The sequence below is a fragment of the Rhizobium sp. SL86 genome (genome assembly GCF_026672545.1).
Classification (GTDB): domain Bacteria; phylum Pseudomonadota; class Alphaproteobacteria; order Rhizobiales; family Rhizobiaceae; genus Neorhizobium.
In genome coordinates this window covers 1,324,346-1,344,351 of record NZ_JAPPRJ010000001.1, presented here as the reverse complement: position 1 = coordinate 1,344,351, position 20,006 = coordinate 1,324,346, and the positions used below count along the sequence as shown (strand labels likewise).

Genomic DNA, 20,006 nt, shown 5'->3' with positions numbered 1-20,006 from the left:
GGCGTTAACATCAATGCGTGTCGCCGTCGGCCAACCCTGCGCGGCAGGCCGGTCGCGATCATTGGCTGCGACAAGAACTTTTCAGCATTCCGTCCGTTGTTGTCGTCATAGACGCCAGCATTGAAAGAGCCGCGCATAGGTTCCCTGTGGCAGGAAGGGTGCTGTTCACAGTTTTTTAAGTCCACGCTAAATCATCTATGAAGATTAATAATTGCCATTCAATCGCCATCAAGGACAATATGCTGTTTGCGGGGTGAAAACTGCCTGGGGGCCATGCTCGACGCTGGCTAGGTTAGACATGACATCAATACGTCGTGGCTGGATTGTCAGGAACAATGTTCGTAGGCGACAGAAAAGCGGGGGCTGTCGCATTTGGAGGATGTCGTGCGTACACAGGTTATCCGAAGACCCGTCAATCCCGACCAGCTGTCCCTCTTGCAGCAGGTGTTCGATGCGGCGTGCGCCCAGCACCAGATCAGCAAGTCCAGTCCCGATGGGGAGGCCTTGGCCCTCATTCTCGTCAATTCGCTGCAGAAGGGGATGAGCGAAAAGGAAGCGCTGGCCTCTCTGGCGGAAACGCTCGCTCAGGCGCGCTAGGTCTCTGCATGTCGTGCGATCGGACGTTCCGGTTGGAGCGGCCGGTATTTCCCATGACATCCCGTCCCCTATGACATCCCGTCAAAGCGTCTGGAACCTTGCGTGGAACCTCCTGCGGCCTTGCCCGTTGTCGCGCCAGAAACAGCACAACAACAGCCAGCACAACGAAGGGAGACCCACATGGTGGAATCCGTAGGCGGCCGCGCCGGCGAGATGGGCGGCAACGCATCCAGTGATGTCAATGACGCGGTGACGTCCGAAATTTCCGCACTGCGTGCTGAAGTTGCCAGCATCCGCGCGATGCTGTCGGAAGTCAGCAGCGAGGCCTATGAGCGCATGTCGCGGAATGCCGAACAGGCGGCGCATTATGTCCAGGACGAAGCCGTATCGGTTGCCGGCGCCATCCGTGAGCATCCGGCAACGGCCACGACGCTCATGACGCTGATTGCCGGCATCGGTTTTGCGATCGGTTACCTTGTGGCGTCGACCAATCTGGAACAGAAACAGGCCTGGTATCGCCGCTACTACTGAGCGCCCTCGGCTTTCGGATCCTGACACACGTCGACCCAGGTTCCTGCGGTCAGCTCAGCCATCCGATCCGGAGACAGGTGCACGGCCGAATTGGTCGCGCCGGCAGCCGGAACCACGATTGGATATTTCCGCAGCGATTCGTCCAGATAGACCTTCAGCGGGTTGGCGAGGCCGAACGGGCAGACGCCACCCACGGGATGGCCCGTCTGTTCAACGACCTCGTCCGCTCCCAGCATGCGCGGTTTGGCACCGAAGCGGTCGCGGAATTTCCGGTTATCGAGCCGGCTATTGCCGGAGGCGACCAGCAGAACCACCTCGTCGCCTGCGCGCAGGCAGATCGTCTTGGCAATCTGGTCTGGTTCGACATTGTGTGCTGCTGCGGCCTGGATCACGGTCGCAGAGCTTAATTCGGTAACGATCACGGCCACTTCGGGCGCATGTGTGGCAAAAAAGGTCTTTACGGATTCGAGGCTCATGGGCCGAGCCTATTTCGGCGGCAGAATGAAGACAAGGCCTTCCAGGAGCTATGCACAAAGCGCATTGCTGCACTGCGAAATTCTGGCTGTTTTTTGGGCGGGAATCAGCTATCTTCCAATCATCGCCAGACGCACTCCTCCTCCCAGCGTCTCGCGACGGGACCGGCAACACCTCCTCCTCCCAGTTGCTGGTCAGTCTTAGAAGCTCGGCGCACCTCCTCCCGCGCCGAGCTTCTTTCGTTTTAAGCTTCCGTACGAATCAAGACCCTCGAATTGCGTCCGAACGCCGCTCCCGGGCCCACCTTGACACCTGCGGGACCCGACGCTACCTCCTTCAAATCGATATTTGTTTGACAAGCGGCACTACAGCGCTGACGGCGCTTACGACGATCTTTCTTCAAATACGAGCCTAACCGTTTCGGGTTTTCCCGGAACCAAAGTCAACGTTGCGAGCGAAAGGACATCGTAATGGCTACCGGTACTGTAAAGTGGTTCAACGCAACCAAGGGCTTCGGCTTCATTCAGCCGGATGACGGCGCACAGGACGTTTTCGTGCACATCTCCGCTGTTGAGCGCGCTGGCATGGCCGGCCTCAAGGACGGTCAGAAGATCGCCTACGAACTGGTGACCGACAAGCGTTCGGGCCGCGTTTCGGCTGATCGCCTCCAGGCTGCCTGATTCGTTTTTCAGTTTTTGCTGATCAATTTGGTGCGGCGCCCTTGCATTTGCGGGGCGCCGTTCCCATTTCAGGATCAAGCGGCAGGACGATCGATGTTTGCAACAAAGGTTGCGCCGTCTCCCAAGGTTGAGCGCCTTAACCGGATGTTAACCCTGGCAGGAGACGATGAGACATCAGCGGCGGCGACACAGTCCTTGCGACAGTCGCCGCGATCGAAATGCCTAGACCGTTTTAAGTTGACCACGGATGTACTGGCAACGATGAAACGGGACGGAAAAGGTCGGGTCACCCCCGGCCTTTTTGCTTTTTGAGGGCTCTCCGCCACCTGAAGCGGAGCGCCCTCGGCCTCTTCTTTACAGCGCCGCCAGAATGCGGACCCAGGAGCGGATGCCCTTGTGGAACGAGGTCAGATCGTATTTTTCGTTCGGCGAATGGATGCGGTCGTCGATCAGCCCGTAGCCGACCAAAAGCGAATCCATGCCGAGATAGGTCTGGAAATCGCCGACGATCGGGATCGAGCCACCCATGCCGACGACAACGGCGGGCTTCGGCCATTCTTCTGACAGCGCGGTCTTGGCCTTGGTCAGCACCGGCGAATCGTAGGACAGCTGGATCGCTGGAGAGCCGCCATGCTCGTGGAACTCGACGCTGCAGTCGGCAGGGATCTGCGAACGCACATAGGTGCGGAAGCTGTCGCGGATTTTTGCCGGATCCTGCGTACCGACCAGGCGGAAGGACACCTTCGCCGAGGCCTTCGCCGCAATCACCGTCTTGAAACCTTCACCCGTATAACCGCCCCAGATGCCGTTGACCTCGCAGGTCGGGCGCGCCCAGGTGAGCTCGAGCACCGAGCGACCCTTTTCGCCCGACGGTTCCGACAGGCCCACTTCTCCGAGGAAGCTTTTCGCATCGCGGCCGAGCGTCTGCCAGCTCGCCTTGATGTTCTCCGGTGTCTCCTCGACCCCATCATAAAAGCCGTCGAGCGTCACGCGGCCCGTTTCGTCGCGCAGACCGGCGAGAATCGTCGTCAGGATATGGATGGGATTGGCGGCTGCCCCGCCGAAAAGGCCGGAATGCAGGTCGCGGTCGGCTGCGGTGATCGTCAGCTCCTCGCCCACAAGGCCGCGCAGCGTGGCCGCAATTGCTGGCGTCTCGGCATCCCACATGCTGGTGTCGCAGACGAGCGCGTATTCCGCCTTCAGTTCGGCGGCATTGGCTTCCAGGAAGGGCTTTAGCGACGGCGAACCGGATTCCTCTTCTCCTTCGAACAGGATGGTGATCTTCACCGGCAGCGATCCGTGCACTTCCTTATAGGCCCGGCAGGCTTCCACGAAGGTCAACAGCTGACCCTTGTCGTCTGAAGTGCCGCGGCCGGTCAGGATCTTGCGGCCATTGCCGATCTCCTTCACCTGCGGGTCGAAGGGGTCATTCTCCCAAAGCTCCAGCGGATCGACCGGCTGCACGTCATAGTGACCGTAAAACAGCACATGCGGCGCCGTGTCGCTCGCCGCATCGTGGTGCGCCACCACCATTGGATGGCCGGGTGTGTCGCGCAGCGATGCCTGAAAACCGAGCGCCGTCAGGGTCGTTACCAGCCATTCGCCTGCCTTGCGGCACTCGGCCTTGTAGGCCGGATCTGTCGAAATGGAGGGAATGCGCACCAGCTCGAACAGCCGGTCGAGACTCGACGTCAGATTGCGGTCGGCCTGGTCGAGGACGGAAGAAATATCGGTCATGGGGGGATCTGCCTTGCGAATGATGTTCGACGGCGGGCAGGTTAAAGGCTTTTCCGCCGGGATGGAAGCGTTCAGCCCTTGTCCGTCGTGCGGCTGTTGGCAATCGCCATGCGCATATATTCCTTCAGCAGTTCGCGTTCGAAGCGGCGAAAGCCGTGGAACACCTCGTCATCGGCCCGGGCTGCGGCATCAAGGGCCAGCGCCTCCAGCTCGCGTCCACGCTCCGTGAGCGCAATGATCTGGGCGCGGCGGTCATTCGGGTGAGGGCTGCGTGCGATCAATCCGTCACGCTCCATGCGCGACAGCGTGTTGGCGAGCGTTGCCTGTTCCACTTCCAGCCTGTCCAGCAGCTGCCGCTGTGTCAGCCCGTCTTCTTCCCAGAGCGCCAAGAGAACCGGAAACTGTCCGGGCGAAAAACCCAGGGCGGAGGCACGTTTCTGCAGGGCGCGCGACAGGCCCTTGGCAAGCTGGTTGGCAAGGTACAAGGCAGATTCCGAACGCTCGAAGCCCATGGCAGGCTATCCTATGCCCGTGGCTGATCAGAAGGAGACGCAAGAAACAGGTCGCCATGAATGCGATCCGGGTCCGCAAACCCGCGATTCGATCCATGCCGGAATTATATAGCATCGTATTCTTTTCCCGCGCCACGGGAAATCACTTCGTTTGTCGGGGGGACATGAAATGAAAACCGCCACGGCCGGGGGAGGGGGATGGCCGTGGCGGTAATGGAGGGACAAAGGCCCGGAGAGGGGGTGAGGCCTTTGTCCGGTCTGACGCGGCGGGGGACAAGCCGGCTATCAGACTGCGGCGTGATCAATCGCCGGTACCGATGAGATGGCCAGCGTAATGCGGCATTTCAAGGGAAGCCTCGATTACAATAAGGTAACGTTCCGGTGAGCGGTCCGGACCGTCCGCATGAGGATAATTGTCGTCGCAAAAGGCGGCCTGTTCCACCTCTTGCCCTGACCCCGCGCGGATCCGGCGTGGACGCAACGACAGGGAAATTTTCGACCGGGGGATGCGAATGCGTAGACCTTTGAGCCTGGTCGCGCTATCCATCGCCCATGAAAAAAGGCGATCACCTCTTCCTCGTCGACGGCTCCGGTTTCATCTTCCGGGCCTTCCATGCTTTGCCCGCGCTGACGCGCAAATCCGATGGCCTGCCGGTCGGCGCGGTCTCGGGTTTCTGCAACATGTTGTGGAAGCTTTTGACCAATGCGCGCGACACGAATGTCGGCGTGACGCCGACGCATTTCGCGGTGATTTTCGACTATTCGTCGAAAACCTTCCGCAAGGATCTTTATGCGGATTACAAGGCGAACCGGTCCGCCCCGCCGGAAGAGCTGGTGCCGCAATTCGGTCTGATCCGCCAGGCGACACGCGCCTTCAACCTGCCCTGCATCGAAACGGACGGGTTCGAGGCCGACGATATCATTGCGACCTATGCCCGCGCCGCCGAAGCGATCGGCGCCGATGTCACGATCATCTCCTCCGACAAGGACCTGATGCAGCTGGTGACGCCGAACGTCCATATGTACGACAGCATGAAGGACAAGCAGATCGGCATTCCGGACGTCATCGAAAAATGGGGTGTGCCGCCGGAAAAGATGATCGATCTGCAGGCGATGGTGGGCGATTCGGTCGATAACGTGCCGGGCATTCCCGGCATCGGCCCGAAGACGGCGGCCCAGTTGCTGGAAGAGTTCGGCGATCTGGAAACGTTGCTGTCGCGCGCCTCCGAGATCAAGCAGGTCAAGCGCCGCGAAAACATCATCGAAAATGCCGAAAAGGCCCGCCTCTCCCGCAAGCTCGTGGAACTGCGCACCGATGTGCCGCTGGAGCTTGAGCTGGATTCACTCGTGCTCGAAAAGCAGGATGGGCCGAAGCTGATCGCCTTCCTGAAGGCGATGGAATTCGGCACGCTCACGCGGCGTGTGGCAGATGCTTGCGAATGCGATGCCGGCGTCATCGAACCGGCACAGATCCAGGTGGAATGGGGACCGGCTGCCCACGGCCCCGATCTCGATCCGGGCGCGGAGCATAATCAGGATCTTAGCGCACCCGCCGCCGCTTCGGGTGCTGCTCCGGCCAAGACCACCCCGGCGGAGGGCGCCCGCGCTGCCGAGGTCGCCGCCTCGCGCCACGAGGCCTTTTCCGGTCAGCCGATCGATCATTCTGCCTATGTCACCATCCGCGACGTGGAAACGCTGAAGAGCTGGATCGCGGTCGCCCGCGAGACCGGCCTCGTCGCCTTCGACACGGAAACCACCTCGCTCGATCCGATGCAGGCGGATCTGATGGGCATCTCGCTCGCCATTCAGGACAATACCGCGACACCTGCCTCGAAGGTGATCCGGGCGGCCTATCTGCCGCTCGCCCACAAATCCGGTGGGGACGACCTGTTCAGCGACGGCGTGAAGCTGGTGGAAGGCCAGGTGCCCATGGATGTGGCGCTCGGGCTTTTGAAGGATCTGCTCGAAGATCCGTCGGTCCTGAAGGTCGCGCAGAACCTGAAATACGATTACCTGGTCATGAAGCGCCACGGCATCACCATGGCCGGCTTTGACGATACGATGCTGATCTCCTACGTGCTGGAGGCCGGTGCCGGCAATCACGGCATGGATGCGCTGTCGGAGCGCTGGCTCGGCCACACGCCGATCGCTTACAAGGATGTCGCGGGCTCGGGCAAATCCGCGGTGACCTTCGACCGGGTCGATATCGACAAGGCGACCGCCTATGCGGCGGAAGATGCCGATGTGACGCTGCGGCTCTGGCTGGTGCTGAAGCCGCGGCTGGTCGCGGAAGGTCTGACACGCGTCTATGAGCGGCTGGAGCGGCCGCTGGTGCCGGTTCTGGCGCAGATGGAAGAGCGCGGCATCACCATCGACCGCCAGATCCTCTCCCGCCTCTCCGGCGAACTGGCACAGAAAGCCGCAAGCTTCGAGGACGAGATCTACCAGCTTGCCGGCGAGCGTTTTAATATCGGCTCGCCGAAACAGCTCGGCGACATCCTGTTTGGCAAGATGGGCCTGCCCGGCGGCTCCAAGACAAAGACTGGCCAGTGGTCCACCTCCGCGCAGGTGCTGGAGGATCTGGCGGCGCAAGGCATCGAACTGCCACGCAAGATCGTCGACTGGCGTCAGCTGACCAAGCTGAAGAGCACCTATACGGATGCCCTGCCGTCCTACGTTCATCCCGAGACAAAGCGGGTTCACACCAGTTATTCGCTGGCCTCAACGACCACCGGTCGCCTCTCGTCGTCCGAACCGAACCTGCAGAACATTCCGGTGCGCAATGCCGAAGGCCGCAAGATCCGCACGGCTTTTATTTCGACGCCCGGCCACAAGCTTCTGTCTGCCGATTACAGCCAGATCGAACTGCGCGTCCTCGCGCATGTCGCCGATATCCCGCAGCTTCGCCAGGCCTTTGCGGATGGCATCGACATCCATGCGATGACGGCGTCGGAAATGTTCGGCGTTCCCGTCGAAGGCATGCCGTCGGATGTACGCCGGCGGGCCAAGGCCATCAATTTCGGCATCATCTACGGCATTTCCGCCTTCGGCCTTGCCAACCAGCTGTCGATCGAACGGTCTGAGGCGGGCGAGTACATCAAGAAATATTTCGAGCGTTTCCCGGGCATCCGCGACTACATGGAAAACACCAAGGCGTTTGCCCGCGAGCATGGTTACGTGGAGACGATCTTCGGTCGCCGGTCGCATTACCCGGAGATCAAGTCGTCGAACCCGTCTGTCCGGGCTTTCAACGAGCGGGCAGCGATCAATGCGCCGATCCAAGGATCGGCCGCCGATGTCATTCGCCGCGCCATGGTGCAGGTGGAACCGGCACTCGCCAAGGCCGGGCTGGCCGACCGCGTTCGCATGCTGCTGCAGGTGCATGACGAACTGATCTTCGAGGTGGAGGATGAGGCCGTGGATCTCGCCATGCCCGTCATCGTGCAGACGATGGAGCATGCGGCAATGCCGGCTCTGTCCATGCGCGTCCCGCTGAAGGTGGATGCACGCGCGGCGTTGAACTGGGATGAGGCCCACTGAGTCCTGTGACTGCGTGACGTTCAGATCCTGCGCCAGCCCGATCTATTGCGTCGTCGGATAAAGAGAGGCGACAGCGGTGCCCATCAGCCGTTCCGCGTAGCCGGTGGCCGCCTTGCGGGCATGGTCGCCAAAGCCAAGCTCCTGACAGCGCTGTTCGACCGTCTCGATGATCAGGCCGGCAAGCGCGCGCGCCTGGCCTGGATCGGCGCCTTCGGACGTGTCCAGTGCCATGGCCAGAGCAGACATGGAGATAATCTCGAGCACGACCAGCCGTGACTCCAGTTCGTTGACCAATTGATGCGTCCTGTCGTCTTCGGCCTGAAGTTTACCCATGTCCTCGCTCAATTATGTTCGCATGTGGAAAAACAACCAGTGCGTTCATTCTAGTGGGGAGTGAAGCCTTAAGCTACTAGAGCATTCAGGGGGTTAGTTCTTGTTGTTAGCGCTAAGCGGTGCATCGGGCCCTGGCTTCACAACCCCAATCGCCTCGTCAATCAGAACGTGGAACGGCGCTCCCTGTTCCCGTTCTGCAAAAAGGGCAAGATGGCCAATGCTCAAGGGGCGGTGAAGGAAGGCGGCAAAGCGGTCCTGCAAGATGGCCGAAACGCCGTCTCGTTCAGCCTCGGCCACCGGGCCGGTCAGCGTCATGTGAAACCGGAACTCTTCATGCACGTAAGGGTAGCCGTAGCGGGCGAGAAGGTCTCTTTGCCTGTCCGTCAGGCGCTCCGGCTTGCGTCGGGCAATATCATCGGGTGAGAGCGGAGCCCGGAACGGCTCGAACGCTTCGACGACCGCCGCGCACAGACCATCGATCGCGGTGGAATCGTCCTGCGGCGTCAAGGCAAAGAAGGGGCCAAGTTGGGTGAGCGCCAGAGTGGGAATGATCACCTGCGGTCGGTCGGCGCAAAATCTCTGGAAAGCCTCGACCAATTCGGTTTCCGTCGTCTCTGCGGCAAGCCTGAACGGTGCCTTCAGCGTCGCATGAAAACCATAGCGTCTGGGTTCGGCCGTCAGGCTTCGCCAGGTCGCCGTGTCCAGGCCATCCGGTGCCGGCAGTTCCTGGTTCGTAAAGGCATCACGACCAAGCCAGGCGGCGGCGGTCCGTGTGAGGGCGTCGGTCGCTGGTGGGGTGAAATAGATGGCATACCGCATGGTGTGTCTCGTGAGGATCAGTGGCTTTTATCAGCCGCGTACCGGAAAAGCGTGACAGTCTCGTTTCAGGCCGTGACGGTTCGCGTTTCAATGGTCATGCAACGAAATCCGCTCTGTCTGCGTTGAGAGGCCAAACAGGAGACATCGTCATGGAAGCGACAGTCCTTTTCACCACCTTCATCGCCGTCTTTGCAGCAAGCGGCCTCGTGACCGCCTACTGGTACGCGAAATGAGAAAGGGCGCCGCCGGGTTCGGCAGCGCCTTTCGCAATCGGTTCGCCCGCCCGCCTCAATGGGCGCCGGACATGTCGCCCAGCACCTGCTTTGCGGCGACGGTGGAATCGGCGTTGAGTTTGTAGACCATCGGTACACCCGTCGCCAGATTGAGCTTCAGGATCTCTTCCTTCGACAGCCGATCGAGCACCATCACCAGCGAACGCAGCGAATTGCCGTGGGCGGCGACCAGAACCGTCTGGCCCTTCAGCACGCGCGGCAGGATTTCCGTCAGATAATAGGGCCAGACGCGCGCGCCCGTGTCGCGCAGGCTTTCGCCGCCCGGCGGCGGGATGTCGTAGGACCGGCGCCAGATATGCACCTGCTCCTCGCCCCACTTGGCGCGGGCATCGTCCTTGTTCAGGCCGGAGAGATCGCCGTAATCGCGCTCGTTCAGCGCAATGTCGCGGATCGTTTCGAGGTCCGGCTGGCCGACCTTTTCCAGCACGATGCGGCAGGTCTCCTGGGCGCGCTTCAGACCGGAGGTGAAGGCGATGTCGAACTTCAGGCCGGCGTCAGCAAGAGCCTGACCGCCGGTTTCGGCTTCGGTTACGCCGAGCTCGGTAAGTTCCGGATCCTTCCAACCCGTGAACAGGTTCTTCAGGTTCCAATCGCTCTGCCCGTGGCGAACGAGGACGAGGGTTCCGCTCATAAATTCCTCCAAATCAGATCAGTGGGAGAGCCCGAGCACATCGAGCATGGTGTAGAAGCCGGGCTTTTCATGCCTTGCCCAGAGCGCTGCGGCAACGGCGCCGCGTGCGAAGATCGAACGGTCGAGCGCCGAATGGGAGAGCGTGATCAGTTCCCCTTCGCCGGCAAAGATTGCCGAATGTTCGCCCACAACGGAGCCGCCGCGCAGTGTGGCAAAACCGATCGTGCCGGCGGTGCGCGGTCCGGTGTGGCCGTCGCGCACGCGCACCGACTGCGCGGCCAGATCGATGCCGCGGCCTTTGGCGGCAGCCTCGCCCAGAAGCAGCGCGGTGCCGGATGGCGCATCGACCTTGTGCTTGTGGTGCATTTCCAGGATCTCGATATCCCAGCCGGCCGCCGGAAGTGCCTTGGCCGCCTGTTCTGCCAGCACGCCGAGCAGGTTGACGCCAAGGCTCATATTGCCGGATTTGACGACACGGGCATGACGGGCGGCAGCCGAAATCTTCTCGTCATCAGCGGCCGAGCAGCCGGTCGTGCCGATCACATGCACGATGCGCGCCTGGGCGGCCAGGCCGGCGAATTCAACTGTTCCGGCCGGGGAGGTGAAGTCGATCACGCCCTCGGCATGCAGGAAGGCCTGCAGCGGGTCGTCCGTGACAGGCACGCCGAGGAAACCGGCGCCGGCAAGTTCGCCGGCGTCCTTGCCGATGAAACTCGAGCCGGACCGTTCCAACGCCGCGTGCAGTTTCACACCCGGCGTTTCCTGGATCACACGAATGATGGTCTGGCCCATACGTCCGGCGGCACCCACGACCACCAGCTTCATGTCCTGTTCGCTCATGCGGGAAATCGGCTCCTCAGTGAATGGCCATCCCTTGGGACGGTTGTTTCAGACAGGCGTCTGAAGATTGTTCAGTCGAGCGTAAAGCCCGTCCGGGCGGCGTGCAAGCGTCTCGTGATTGCCCTCTTCGACGACAAGCCCATCCGCCATCACGACGATCTTGTCGGCCTTGACGACGGTGGAGAGCCGGTGCGCGACGACGACGACGGTGCGACCCTTGATCGCCGTATCGAGCGCCTTCTGCACGGCGGCTTCCGATTCGTTGTCGAGTGCAGATGTCGCTTCGTCGAGCAGCAGGATCGGCGCATTGCGCACGAGCGCGCGGGCAATTGAGAGGCGCTGGCGCTGGCCGCCCGAAAGCGTCACGCCGTTTTCGCCGACAGGCGTTTCATAACCGCGCGGCTGCGCCAGGATGAAATCATGCGCATGCGCAAGCTTTGCGGCCTCTTCGACCTCGGTATCGGTCGCGTCGGGCCGGCCGTAGCGGATGTTGTCGCGGATCGTGCCTTCGAACAGATAGGGCTGCTGCGAGACATAGGCGAGCTGGCGGCGCAGCGATGCCTTCGTCACATGCGAAATGTCCTGTCCGTCGATCAGGATAGCGCCCTCCGCGGGGTCGTAGAAACGCGGGATAAGCGAGATGATCGTCGACTTGCCAGCGCCGGATGGCCCGACCAGCGCCGTTGTCTGCCCGCCCTCGGCCACGATATCGACGCCCTTGAGGATCGCATCACCCTCGCCGTAACGGAAGGTAACGCCCTTTAGCTCGATCCGGGCCTCGGTGACCACCAGATCCTTGGCGTCCGGGCGTTCCCGCTGCATCGGCTGCAGGTCGAGCAGTTCGTAGATCATCCGCGCGTTCACGACGGCGCGCTCCAACTGTACCTGCAGCTTGGCCAAGCGTCGGGCGGGATCGTAGGCCATCAGGAGCGCCGCCACGAAGGCAAAGAAGGCACCGGGCGGCACGCCGTCATAGATCGAACGGAAGGCGGCATAGGCGATGACGCTGGAAATCGACAGGCCGGCAAAGGTTTCGGTCAGCGGCGAGGTGCGCTCCGTCAGCCGCGCAATGCGGTTGGCGCGGTTTTCCGCCGCATCGATGATGGTGTTGACCTTGCGGCTAAGCTCACCTTCCATGGTGAAGGCCTTGACGATCGAAATGCCCTGCACGGTTTCCTGCATGGCGCCCACCACGTGGCTGTTGAGCTCCACGGATTCCTTCGTCGCGCTGCGCAGCCGCTTGGAAACGTAACGCAGCGCATAAAGCAGCGGCGGTGCAACGGCAAAGACGATCAGTGACAGCACCGGGTCCTTGCTGACCATCACGCCGATCAGCGCGATGAGCGTCAGGAAATCGCGGGCCGTCGACGTGACCGTCAGGTTCAAAACATCACGGATGCCGTTGACGTTCTGGCTGATCTGGGCTGCCAGATGCGCGGAACGTGACTCGTTGAAGAAGCCGACAGACAGCGTCATCAGATGCGTGTACAGCCGGCGCTGGTATTGCGCGACGATGTTGTTGCCGATCTTCGACAGCGTCACGGCCTGACCATAGGTCGCGAGACCGCGCATCAGGAAGGCAAGGAAGATCGTGCCGCAGATGATCCAGACGAGATCGGCGCGCTTGTTGGCAAACGCCTCATTGACGACGGATTCCATGATCCAGGCGGTGAAGGCGGTCGAGAGCGCAACGATCACCAGACAGAGGATGGCAAAGGCATAACCGCCGATATGCTCACGGCCGTTTTCGGCGATGATGCGTTTCAGCACCGCAGTGAGGGTGCTCGGATCGACCTGACGCTTGCGCTTGCTGACTGTCTCGATGGCTGCCAATAAAGGGGTTCCCCTAATTCGTGCGGCACTCTTGCCGCGCGAGGCGGTCTTAACCAGTCGCGCCATCTTTGGCTAGAAGGCTGAAAAGATTCAGCGTCGATGTTGCATTGAAGTCGGGTTGCGCGTCAACGGCGCCAGCGACGTCCGGCCGTGGCCAGCCCGAAACTTTGAGGTGCCCGGGCATAGGAGGCGAGGCCGGCGAGTGCCGCCTGCGGATGCGTGACGACGAAGGTCGGGATATGCCGCATCAGTGTGCTGTGCGGTGCCTTGTCTTCGAAGGCAGCCCGGAATTCCGGCCGCTTCAGCGCGGGAACGATCTTCTGCGAAATGCCGCCGGCCAGATAAACCCCGCCCTTGGCCATCATCACCAAAGCCATGTCCCCGGCCACCCGACCGAGATAGGTGACAAACAGAGTGAGCGTTTCGCTTGCCTGCTTATTGACGCCGCTGAGTGCCTGCGCGGTGATATCTGCCGGATCCGTGAAGGCCGGCTCCACGCCGTCGGCACGGCAGACCGCGCGGTAGAGGTTGACCAGTCCGCGACCACAAAGGATCTGCTCCGCCGAAATCCGCCCCTCGATCTGCTCGATGAACGGGAAGACCTGAAAATCGCGGTCGGAACGCGGCCCAAGATCGACATGTCCGCCTTCGCCGGGGATCGGAAACCAGGTGTCTCGCGCCCGCAAGAGCCCGGCCACGCCGAGCCCCGTGCCGGGACCGAGCACAACGCGGGAGGCAAGCGGTGCAGAGGACAGCGAGCCGACGGTCTCGCGCGCATCTTCGGGAAGCGTGGCAATCGCCAGCGCCTGTGCCTCGAAATCGTTGATCACGATCACGTCCTCGAAGCCCAGTTCGGCGATCAGGCTCTTCGGGCGGATCACCCAATCACAATTGGTCAGCGGAATGTCATCGCCTTCGATGGGACCTGCAATGGCCAGGATCGCCGAACGCGGCTTGATCGTCGTCTTGCTGAAGACATCGACGGCCAGCGCTGCTTCGATGCCGGAATGCTCGGCCGTGCGCACGTTCGGAAACTGCAAGGGGTCCGCTGCGGCATCCGTCAGGATCCAGAACCGCGCATTGGTGCCGCCGATATCGCCGATCAGGATCGGAAAGGCCGGGTGGCTCTCGACTGGATGGGACATCAAGGGACTCCGTGACTGACGCGGCTGGTTGACGTTTATTGGAAATCGATGAGCTTTTCGGCAGTGGCGCGATTGAGCGCCATTGGAATGTCGTAGACGGTCGCAAGCCGGGTCAAGGCCTTCACGTCGACATCGTGTGGAAGAGGCGTCAGCGGGTCCGTGAAAAAGATCAGCATCGACACTTCGCCGGTGGCGATCATCGCGCCGATCTGCTGGTCGCCGCCCAAAGGTCCGCTCTTCAGCCGCGTCACGTCCAGATCCGGCGCTGCCTCCAGCACGCGCCCGCCGGTCGTCCCTGTGGCCACGATGCGAAAACGCGAAAGCGCCTGCCGATGGTTCAGCGCGAACTCCGCCATTTCGGCCTTTTTCTGGTCATGCGCAATCAGCGCGATGCATGGCTTGTCCGACACGGGAACGTTCTCCGCAGCTGGGAAGATCGCCGTTTTCTATACTGAAGGCGGGTGCAAATGGAAGCGTTTAAATCGATTTACGGCGCATCAACCGCCTCATCCTCATCCACGCGGCCGGGGAACGGGTGCCGGTGCATTCGGTGGCAAAACCGGCATCTCTGACGGCGGTGGCGAATCGGTTTCCGGGGCGGGCGCAAAGGCGGCGGCGGTGGTTGCGCCCCTTGCCGCCGGTGCGGCCAGCATGGCGCTGCAGGCCTGCGGCAGGTCTGAGACCATCACCGGACGTGGCGGCGGCGGTGGCTTCTTGTTCGGATCCGGCTTCGGTTTGGCCCATGGCTCGTCGGTGAACCACCAGGCAAGCGACTTGTCGCAGCCGTCGCCGGGCGCCACGGCCGCCTGCGCCTTGCAGCTTGCTACCCCCGGGGGGCATTCGAGCCGAATGTGGAAGTGCTCGTCGTGGCCGTAGGCGGGGCGAACCTTGCCCAGCAGGCTGCGGTTGCCGGACCAGGTGTCACAGAGTTTCTTCTTGATGGCGGGATTGACGAAGATGCGTTCGACCTCCGGATAGCTGGCCGCCGTCATCACCAGTTGCGCGGCGGTGGTGGTGAACTTGCGGGGATCGACCGTCAGGAACTTGCTCTTGTCGAGCATGGAGGTGAAAGGCAGCTTTTCCCGCTCCTCCGGTGTCATCCGTCGGTCGGGCATCGGCGTGAACCACACATCGACGTCGAGACCGATCTGGTGCGAGGCATGCCCGAAGGCCATCGGCCCGCCGCGCGGCTGCGACATGTCGCCGACGAGAATGCCCTGGCCCCAGCCGAGGCGGGCGGCGTCCTGCGACAGCCGTTCCAGCAGCGCCACCGTTTGCGGCATGCCCCAGTGGCGGTTGCGCGACAGGCGCATGGATTGCCAGTTCGGCCCGTCATCGGGCAGTTGCACGGCGCCGGAGACGCAGCCCTTTGCATAGGAGCCGATCGGCATTGGTGCACCCGTGTTTGGCGCTTGCACCGCCCCGAAGGCCTTTTTTGCCTCCTGGTCGGCACGACCGTCGATCGGCACGGACAGGGGGACAAGAAGGGCAAAAGCTGCGGCAAGGATCTGGCGTCTGGACAAGAGCGATCTCGACATTTGTTTCGGACATGCCGGCTTACGGCACCCGATGGTTCTGCCAGTGATTCTAGACTGATTTGCGGCTGAGGTGAATCCACTGCCCGCTTGCGGGCTCCTGCTCATCGACCAAACACGGGCTGTAAAGAGCTTGTGAAAACGCTTGTGGGTCGGGGAGGCTGTATTCTGCTGCCTTTTGCCCCTATGCTCATCTGTTAATACATCAATAATCAAGGGGCTTGCGAATGATCTTGGCGCGCATCCGAACCGGTTGTCTTGTGCTTGCCTGTGCGGCCATCGGCCTGTCGCCCACGGCATCCAGTGGTCAGGAGCAGATCTGGCGCCATGCCATCAGTGTTCTGGAACCGGCAAAGCTGCCCGCGGATTTCAAACGCCTCCCTTACGTCAATCCCGATGCGCCGAAACAGGGCGAATTGAAACTGTCCGACGAGGGAACCTATGACAATTTCAACCCGCTGGTGGACAGGGGCAATCCAGCCTCGGGCCTGACGCTCACCTACGACACCCTGCTCGTGTCGTCGGAAGACGAGATCGGCGTGAGCTACGGTCTCCTGGCGGAAGCGCTCTCTTATCCGGAGGACCGCTCCTCCGTCACCTTCCGCCTGCGCCCGGAGGCCAAATGGGCCGACGGACAGCCGGTGACACCGGAAGACGTGGTCTTCAGCTTCGACAGCGCGAAGGCCAACAGCACCACACTCGCCAACTACTATCGTCATGTGACCTCGGCGGAAAAGACCGGCGAACGCGAAGTCACCTTCCGCTTCGACGAAAAGAACAACAAGGAACTGCCGCAGATCGTCGGCGATTTCCCGATTCTCCCGAAACACTGGTGGCAGGGCAAGGACGCCAGCGGCAAGGACCGCGACATTTCCAAGACGACGCTGGAACCGATCATGGGCTCCGGTCCCTACAAGCTCGCCTCTTTCCAGGCCGGTTCCACCATTCGCTACGAGCTGCGCGACGATTATTGGGGCAAGGACCTGCCGATCAATATCGGCCAGCACAATTTCAAGGTGATCAGCTACACCTATTTTGCCGATAGCGACGTGGAATTCGAGGCCTTCCGGGCCGGCAATATCGATTACCGGCAGGAGAACAGTTCGAGCCGCTGGGCAACGCGGTATGATTTCGATGCGGTGAAGGATGGTCGCATCAAGCGCGAGGCGCTGCGCAATGCCTTCCGGGCAACCGGTGTGATGCAGGCCTATGTGCCCAACTTGAGGCGCGACCAGTTCAAGGATGCCCGCGTGCGCGAGGCGCTGAACTATGCCTATGATTTCGAGGATCTGAACAAGAACCTTGCTTATGGCGGGCTGAACCGCGTCGACAGCTTCTTCTGGGGAACCGATCTTGCCGCCAAGGGGCTTCCGCAGGGCAAGGAACTGGAAATTCTCAATGGTTTGAAGGACAAGATCCCGCCGCGTGTCTTCACCGAACCCTATACGAACCCTGTGGGTGGCGACCCGCAGAAGGTGCGTGACAACCTGCGCAAGGCGATTGCGCTGTTCAAGGAGGCGGGCTGGGAACTCAAGGGCAATCGTATGGTCAACACGAAGACCGGCCAGCCGATGCGCTTCGAGATCCTGCTTAACAGCCCCTCCGCCGAGCGCACGGTCCTGCCTTACGTGGCGAGCCTGAAGAAGATCGGCGTGGATGCCAGCATCCGCACGGTCGATTCCTCGCAATATGTGAACCGCGTCCGCAGCTTCGATTTCGACATGATCTTCGGCGTTTGGGCGCAGACCATGAACCCGGGCAACGAACAGTCGAATTATTGGGGTTCACAATCGGCCAATCAGCCCGGTTCACGCAACCTTGCCGGCATTTCCGATCCGGCCGTGGATGAACTGATCAAGAAGGTGACATTTGCGCCGACGCGCGAGGATCAGATCGCTGCCGTGCATGCGCTCGATCGCGTTCTGCTCGCCAATCACTTCGTCATCCCAATGTTCTATTCCGGCGAAACCCGGATCGCCTACTGGGCGAAGCTTTCCCATCCCGAACCGCTGCCGGAATACGGGATCGGTTTCCCCAGTCTCTGGTGGGCGAAGTGAGCGCGGGCGAAAGCCCCGTTCAAGATCCTTGCGCCAATGCTGCCACACAGTCCACATAACAGACCATGCTGATTCTAAAAGGATGTCAGGAGAGAGTGCGATTTGACCAGGAATGAGATCTGCAGCCCCGGTGCGGGCTTGGGCGGAGCGGCCTGATGGGAGCCTATATCCTGCGGCGCCTGCTGTTGATGATCCCGACGATCGTCGGCATCATGGGCATCTCCTTCCTTGTCGTCCAGTTTGCGCCGGGCGGTCCCGTCGAACAGGTGATTGCCCAGATTCAAGGCTCAGACAGCGGCGACCGGCTCTCCGGTGGCGGTTCCGACGTGCAGCAGATGGGCGGCGATGACGCGCGGTATCGCGGCGCCCAGGGGCTCGATCCGGAACTCATCGAACGCCTCGAAAAGCAGTTCGGCTTCGACAAACCGCCGCTCACCCGCTTCCTTGAGATGATGGGCAACTACATCCGCTTCGATTTCGGCGAGAGTTTCTTCCGCAATACGCCAGTCATCGATCTCATCATCGACAAGCTGCCGGTGTCGATTTCGCTCGGTGTCTGGATCATGATCGCTTCTTACGCGATCTCCATTCCGCTCGGCATCCGCAAGGCCGTCAAGGATGGCTCCACCTTCGACGTCTGGACCTCCGGCGTCATCATCATCGGTTATGCCGTGCCGAGTTTCCTGTTCGGCATCCTGCTGATCGTGCTGTTTGCCGGCGGTTCCTTCTTCGACTGGTTTCCGCTGCGCGGCCTGGTGTCCGACAACTGGAGCGAATTGCCCTGGTGGCAGAAGATCACCGACTATTTCTGGCATCTGACGCTGCCCCTGATCGCGCTCTCGCTCTCGGCCTTTGCCACCACGACGCTGCTGACGAAGAATTCCTTCATCGACGAGATCAAGAAACAGTATGTGGTCACGGCCCGCGCCAAGGGTTTGCCCGAGCGGCGGGTGCTCTATGGCCACGTCTTCCGCAATGCCATGCTGATCGTGATTGCCGGTTTTCCGGCCTCCTTCATCTCGGCCTTTTTCACCGGTTCGTTGCTGATCGAGAACATCTTCTCGCTCGATGGGCTGGGACGTCTCGGGTATCTCGCGATCATCAACCGCGATTATCCGATCGTGTTTGGCACGCTCTACATCTTCTCGCTGCTTGGCCTCGTTGTTGGTCTCGTCTCGGACCTGATCTACACCTGGATCGATCCGCGCATCGACTTTGAAAAGAGGGAGGTGTGATGAGCGCTCCCGCCACCATCTCGGCCCGCGACACCGTTGCGCAGACCGTCCCGCGTCCGCGGCGCATCTCGCCCACCAATCTGCGTCGCTGGCAGAATTTCAAGGCTAATCGGCGCGGCTACTGGTCGTTCTGGATCTTCCTCATCCTGTTCGGGCTGTCGCTCTGCGCCGAACTGATAGCCAACGACCGACCGATCCTCGTCTCCTACAAGGGCGAACTTCTGGCGCCGGTCCTCGTCAACTATCCGGAAGAAAAGTTCGGCGGCTTTCTGGCGACCACCGATTACCGCTCGGACTTCATTCAGGAGGAGATCAACGCCAATGGCTGGATGATCTGGCCACCGGTGCGTTACTCCTATCAGACCGTTAATTCGGAAATCCCGCATTCGGCGCCAACTCAGCCTTTCTGGCTGATGGGTGCGGAGGAACGCTGCAGCGCCTATCCACAAGGTGTTGCCGATCCAAAGTGCAATCTCGGTAATCTCAACTGGCTGGGCACGGATGACCAGGCGCGCGATGTGCTGGCGCGCCTCATCTATGGTTTCCGGATTTCTGTCCTCTTCGGCCTGGCGCTGACGGTACTCTCAGCCCTGATCGGTGTGACGGCCGGCGCCATCCAGGGCTTTTTCGGCGGCTGGACGGATCTTCTGATGCAGCGCTTCATCGAGATCTGGTCGTCGATGCCCTCGCTCTACATCCTGCTGATCATCGCCGCCATCCTGCCGCCCGGTTTCTTCGTGCTGCTTGGCGTCATGCTACTGTTCCAGTGGGTGGGTTTCGTCGGCGTCGTGCGCGCCGAATTCCTGCGGGCGCGCAATTTCGAATATGTGCGCGCCGCCCGGGCGCTCGGCGTCGGCGACTGGACGATCATGTTCCGCCACCTGCTGCCGAATGCCATGGTCGCGACGCTGACCTTCCTGCCCTTCATCCTCTCCGGCTCGATTGCCACCCTGACGTCGCTCGATTTCCTCGGTTTCGGCATGCCGCCCGGCTCGCCGTCGCTCGGCGAAATGATCGCACAGGGCAAGAACAACCTGCAGGCGCCCTGGTTGGGGCTGACGGCCTTTTTTGCCATGTCGATCATGCTGTCGCTCCTGATCTTCATCGGCGAAGCGGTGCGTGATGCGTTTGATCCGAGGAAGACGTTCCGGTGAGCGGCATCGTGTTGCGGCCCGTTTTGTGGCAGAGTGGCGCCCGGAGAACACCGAGAGGCG

General features: G+C 61.3%; 19 protein-coding genes. 8 read left to right on the top strand and 11 right to left on the bottom strand.

Going from position 1 to position 20,006, the window contains the following annotated elements; all coding sequences use genetic code 11:
• The first annotated feature begins 384 nt into the window (after nt 1-384).
• Both OU993_RS06805 and OU993_RS06800 read left to right on the top strand, forming a co-directional pair.
• The gene (locus OU993_RS06805) at nt 385-597 is read left to right on the top strand and encodes a hypothetical protein (protein ID WP_165216202.1); all 213 of its coding nucleotides are present in this window, start codon (nt 385-387) and stop codon (nt 595-597) included.
• A gap of 180 nt (nt 598-777) precedes the next feature.
• Nucleotides 778-1,128: a hypothetical protein gene (locus tag OU993_RS06800; RefSeq protein ID WP_268155616.1), complete on the top strand. Its 351-nt coding sequence runs from the start codon at nt 778-780 to the stop codon at nt 1,126-1,128.
• Here the strand turns inward: OU993_RS06800 and OU993_RS06795 are convergent.
• On the bottom strand, nt 1,122-1,604 hold the full coding sequence (locus OU993_RS06795) for a YbaK/EbsC family protein (protein ID WP_268155614.1): 483 nt from the start codon (nt 1,602-1,604) through the stop codon (nt 1,122-1,124). The genes OU993_RS06800 and OU993_RS06795 overlap by 7 nt on opposite strands.
• Nucleotides 1,605-2,072: 468 nt before the next feature.
• Here OU993_RS06795 and OU993_RS06790 point away from each other — a divergent pair, with 468 nt between their 5' ends.
• The gene (locus OU993_RS06790; protein ID WP_165216198.1) at nt 2,073-2,282 is read left to right on the top strand and encodes a cold-shock protein; all 210 of its coding nucleotides are present in this window, start codon (nt 2,073-2,075) and stop codon (nt 2,280-2,282) included.
• A 354-nt stretch (nt 2,283-2,636) separates the two neighbouring features.
• Here the strand turns inward: OU993_RS06790 and OU993_RS06785 are convergent, their stop codons facing one another.
• Together OU993_RS06785 and OU993_RS06780 are read right to left on the bottom strand one after the other, a co-directional pair.
• The gene (locus tag OU993_RS06785; protein ID WP_268155612.1) at nt 2,637-4,019 is read right to left on the bottom strand and encodes a dipeptidase; all 1,383 of its coding nucleotides are present in this window, start codon (nt 4,017-4,019) and stop codon (nt 2,637-2,639) included.
• A 71-nt stretch (nt 4,020-4,090) separates the two neighbouring features.
• Nucleotides 4,091-4,531 (bottom strand): MarR family winged helix-turn-helix transcriptional regulator, encoded by a 441-nt coding sequence (locus OU993_RS06780; protein WP_268155610.1) that lies wholly within the window; start codon nt 4,529-4,531, stop codon nt 4,091-4,093.
• A gap of 552 nt (nt 4,532-5,083) precedes the next feature.
• Between OU993_RS06780 and polA the strand changes: the two genes are divergently transcribed.
• Entirely contained in the window at nt 5,084-8,071 is a 2,988-nt protein-coding gene (gene polA, locus OU993_RS06775; RefSeq protein ID WP_268155608.1) for a DNA polymerase I, read from the top strand.
• 42 nt (nt 8,072-8,113) lie between these two features.
• Here polA and OU993_RS06770 read toward each other — a convergent pair whose 3' ends face one another.
• Nucleotides 8,114-8,404 carry a hypothetical protein gene (locus OU993_RS06770; RefSeq protein WP_268155606.1) on the bottom strand — a complete coding sequence of 97 codons (291 nt, stop codon included), beginning with the start codon at nt 8,402-8,404 and terminating at the stop codon, nt 8,114-8,116.
• Between the two features lie 93 nt (nt 8,405-8,497).
• Nucleotides 8,498-9,223 carry a DUF1045 domain-containing protein gene (locus OU993_RS06765; protein WP_268155604.1) on the bottom strand — a complete coding sequence of 242 codons (726 nt, stop codon included), beginning with the start codon at nt 9,221-9,223 and terminating at the stop codon, nt 8,498-8,500.
• Nucleotides 9,224-9,243: 20 nt separating this feature from the next.
• Between OU993_RS06765 and OU993_RS06760 the strand changes: the two genes are divergently transcribed.
• On the top strand, nt 9,244-9,456 hold the full coding sequence (locus OU993_RS06760; protein ID WP_268155603.1) for a hypothetical protein: 213 nt from the start codon (nt 9,244-9,246) through the stop codon (nt 9,454-9,456).
• 55 nt (nt 9,457-9,511) lie between these two features.
• Here OU993_RS06760 and OU993_RS06755 read toward each other — a convergent pair whose 3' ends face one another.
• From OU993_RS06755 to mepA, 6 genes are all read right to left on the bottom strand, one after another.
• Nucleotides 9,512-10,147, bottom strand: a complete 636-nt coding sequence (locus tag OU993_RS06755; protein WP_268155602.1) for a 2,3-bisphosphoglycerate-dependent phosphoglycerate mutase — start codon at nt 10,145-10,147, stop codon at nt 9,512-9,514.
• Between the two features lie 18 nt (nt 10,148-10,165).
• Nucleotides 10,166-10,987 (bottom strand): 4-hydroxy-tetrahydrodipicolinate reductase, encoded by an 822-nt coding sequence (gene dapB, locus OU993_RS06750; RefSeq protein ID WP_268155599.1) that lies wholly within the window; start codon nt 10,985-10,987, stop codon nt 10,166-10,168.
• 48 nt (nt 10,988-11,035) lie between these two features.
• Nucleotides 11,036-12,811 carry an ABC transporter ATP-binding protein gene (locus OU993_RS06745; RefSeq protein ID WP_268157546.1) on the bottom strand — a complete coding sequence of 592 codons (1,776 nt, stop codon included), beginning with the start codon at nt 12,809-12,811 and terminating at the stop codon, nt 11,036-11,038.
• Nucleotides 12,812-12,945: 134 nt separating this feature from the next.
• Complete coding sequence (locus OU993_RS06740) at nt 12,946-13,965, bottom strand: glucokinase (protein WP_268155596.1); 1,020 nt, start codon at nt 13,963-13,965, stop codon at nt 12,946-12,948.
• A gap of 35 nt (nt 13,966-14,000) precedes the next feature.
• A complete protein-coding gene (locus tag OU993_RS06735) occupies nt 14,001-14,375 on the bottom strand; it encodes a methylglyoxal synthase (protein WP_268155594.1) in 375 nt (124 codons plus the stop codon).
• 102 nt (nt 14,376-14,477) lie between these two features.
• Nucleotides 14,478-15,503: a penicillin-insensitive murein endopeptidase gene (gene mepA / locus OU993_RS06730; protein WP_442792879.1), complete on the bottom strand. Its 1,026-nt coding sequence runs from the start codon at nt 15,501-15,503 to the stop codon at nt 14,478-14,480.
• Between the two features lie 224 nt (nt 15,504-15,727).
• Here mepA and OU993_RS06725 point away from each other — a divergent pair, with 224 nt between their 5' ends.
• The 3 genes from OU993_RS06725 (at nt 15,728) to OU993_RS06715 (ending at nt 19,946) form a co-directional block, all read left to right on the top strand.
• The gene (locus tag OU993_RS06725; protein ID WP_268155592.1) at nt 15,728-17,557 is read left to right on the top strand and encodes an extracellular solute-binding protein; all 1,830 of its coding nucleotides are present in this window, start codon (nt 15,728-15,730) and stop codon (nt 17,555-17,557) included.
• A 155-nt stretch (nt 17,558-17,712) separates the two neighbouring features.
• On the top strand, nt 17,713-18,792 hold the full coding sequence (locus OU993_RS06720) for a microcin C ABC transporter permease YejB (protein ID WP_268155590.1): 1,080 nt from the start codon (nt 17,713-17,715) through the stop codon (nt 18,790-18,792).
• Nucleotides 18,792-19,946: an ABC transporter permease gene (locus OU993_RS06715; protein ID WP_268155587.1), complete on the top strand. Its 1,155-nt coding sequence runs from the start codon at nt 18,792-18,794 to the stop codon at nt 19,944-19,946. The genes OU993_RS06720 and OU993_RS06715 overlap by 1 nt, the downstream gene beginning before the upstream one ends.
• The last annotated feature ends 60 nt before the right edge of the window (nt 19,947-20,006 follow it).

Excerpts from the sequence above, each read along its gene's own strand:
- OU993_RS06765 (WP_268155604.1), bottom strand. The coding sequence starts at position 9,223 with ATGCGGTATGCCATCTATTTCACCCCACCAGCGACCGACGCCCTCACA.
- mepA (WP_442792879.1), bottom strand. The coding sequence starts at position 15,503 with ATGTCGAGATCGCTCTTGTCCAGACGCCAGATCCTTGCCGCAGCTTTT.
- OU993_RS06790 (WP_165216198.1), top strand. The coding sequence starts at position 2,073 with ATGGCTACCGGTACTGTAAAGTGGTTCAACGCAACCAAGGGCTTCGGC.
- OU993_RS06740 (WP_268155596.1), bottom strand. The coding sequence starts at position 13,965 with ATGTCCCATCCAGTCGAGAGCCACCCGGCCTTTCCGATCCTGATCGGC.
- OU993_RS06785 (WP_268155612.1), bottom strand. The coding sequence starts at position 4,019 with ATGACCGATATTTCTTCCGTCCTCGACCAGGCCGACCGCAATCTGACG.
- dapB (WP_268155599.1), bottom strand. The coding sequence starts at position 10,987 with ATGAGCGAACAGGACATGAAGCTGGTGGTCGTGGGTGCCGCCGGACGT.
- OU993_RS06770 (WP_268155606.1), bottom strand. The coding sequence starts at position 8,404 with ATGGGTAAACTTCAGGCCGAAGACGACAGGACGCATCAATTGGTCAAC.
- polA (WP_268155608.1), top strand. The coding sequence starts at position 5,084 with ATGAAAAAAGGCGATCACCTCTTCCTCGTCGACGGCTCCGGTTTCATC.
- OU993_RS06755 (WP_268155602.1), bottom strand. The coding sequence starts at position 10,147 with ATGAGCGGAACCCTCGTCCTCGTTCGCCACGGGCAGAGCGATTGGAAC.
- OU993_RS06780 (WP_268155610.1), bottom strand. The coding sequence starts at position 4,531 with ATGGGCTTCGAGCGTTCGGAATCTGCCTTGTACCTTGCCAACCAGCTT.
- OU993_RS06725 (WP_268155592.1), top strand. The coding sequence starts at position 15,728 with ATGATCTTGGCGCGCATCCGAACCGGTTGTCTTGTGCTTGCCTGTGCG.
- OU993_RS06795 (WP_268155614.1), bottom strand. The coding sequence starts at position 1,604 with ATGAGCCTCGAATCCGTAAAGACCTTTTTTGCCACACATGCGCCCGAA.
- OU993_RS06720 (WP_268155590.1), top strand. The coding sequence starts at position 17,713 with ATGGGAGCCTATATCCTGCGGCGCCTGCTGTTGATGATCCCGACGATC.
- OU993_RS06715 (WP_268155587.1), top strand. The coding sequence starts at position 18,792 with ATGAGCGCTCCCGCCACCATCTCGGCCCGCGACACCGTTGCGCAGACC.
- OU993_RS06800 (WP_268155616.1), top strand. The coding sequence starts at position 778 with ATGGTGGAATCCGTAGGCGGCCGCGCCGGCGAGATGGGCGGCAACGCA.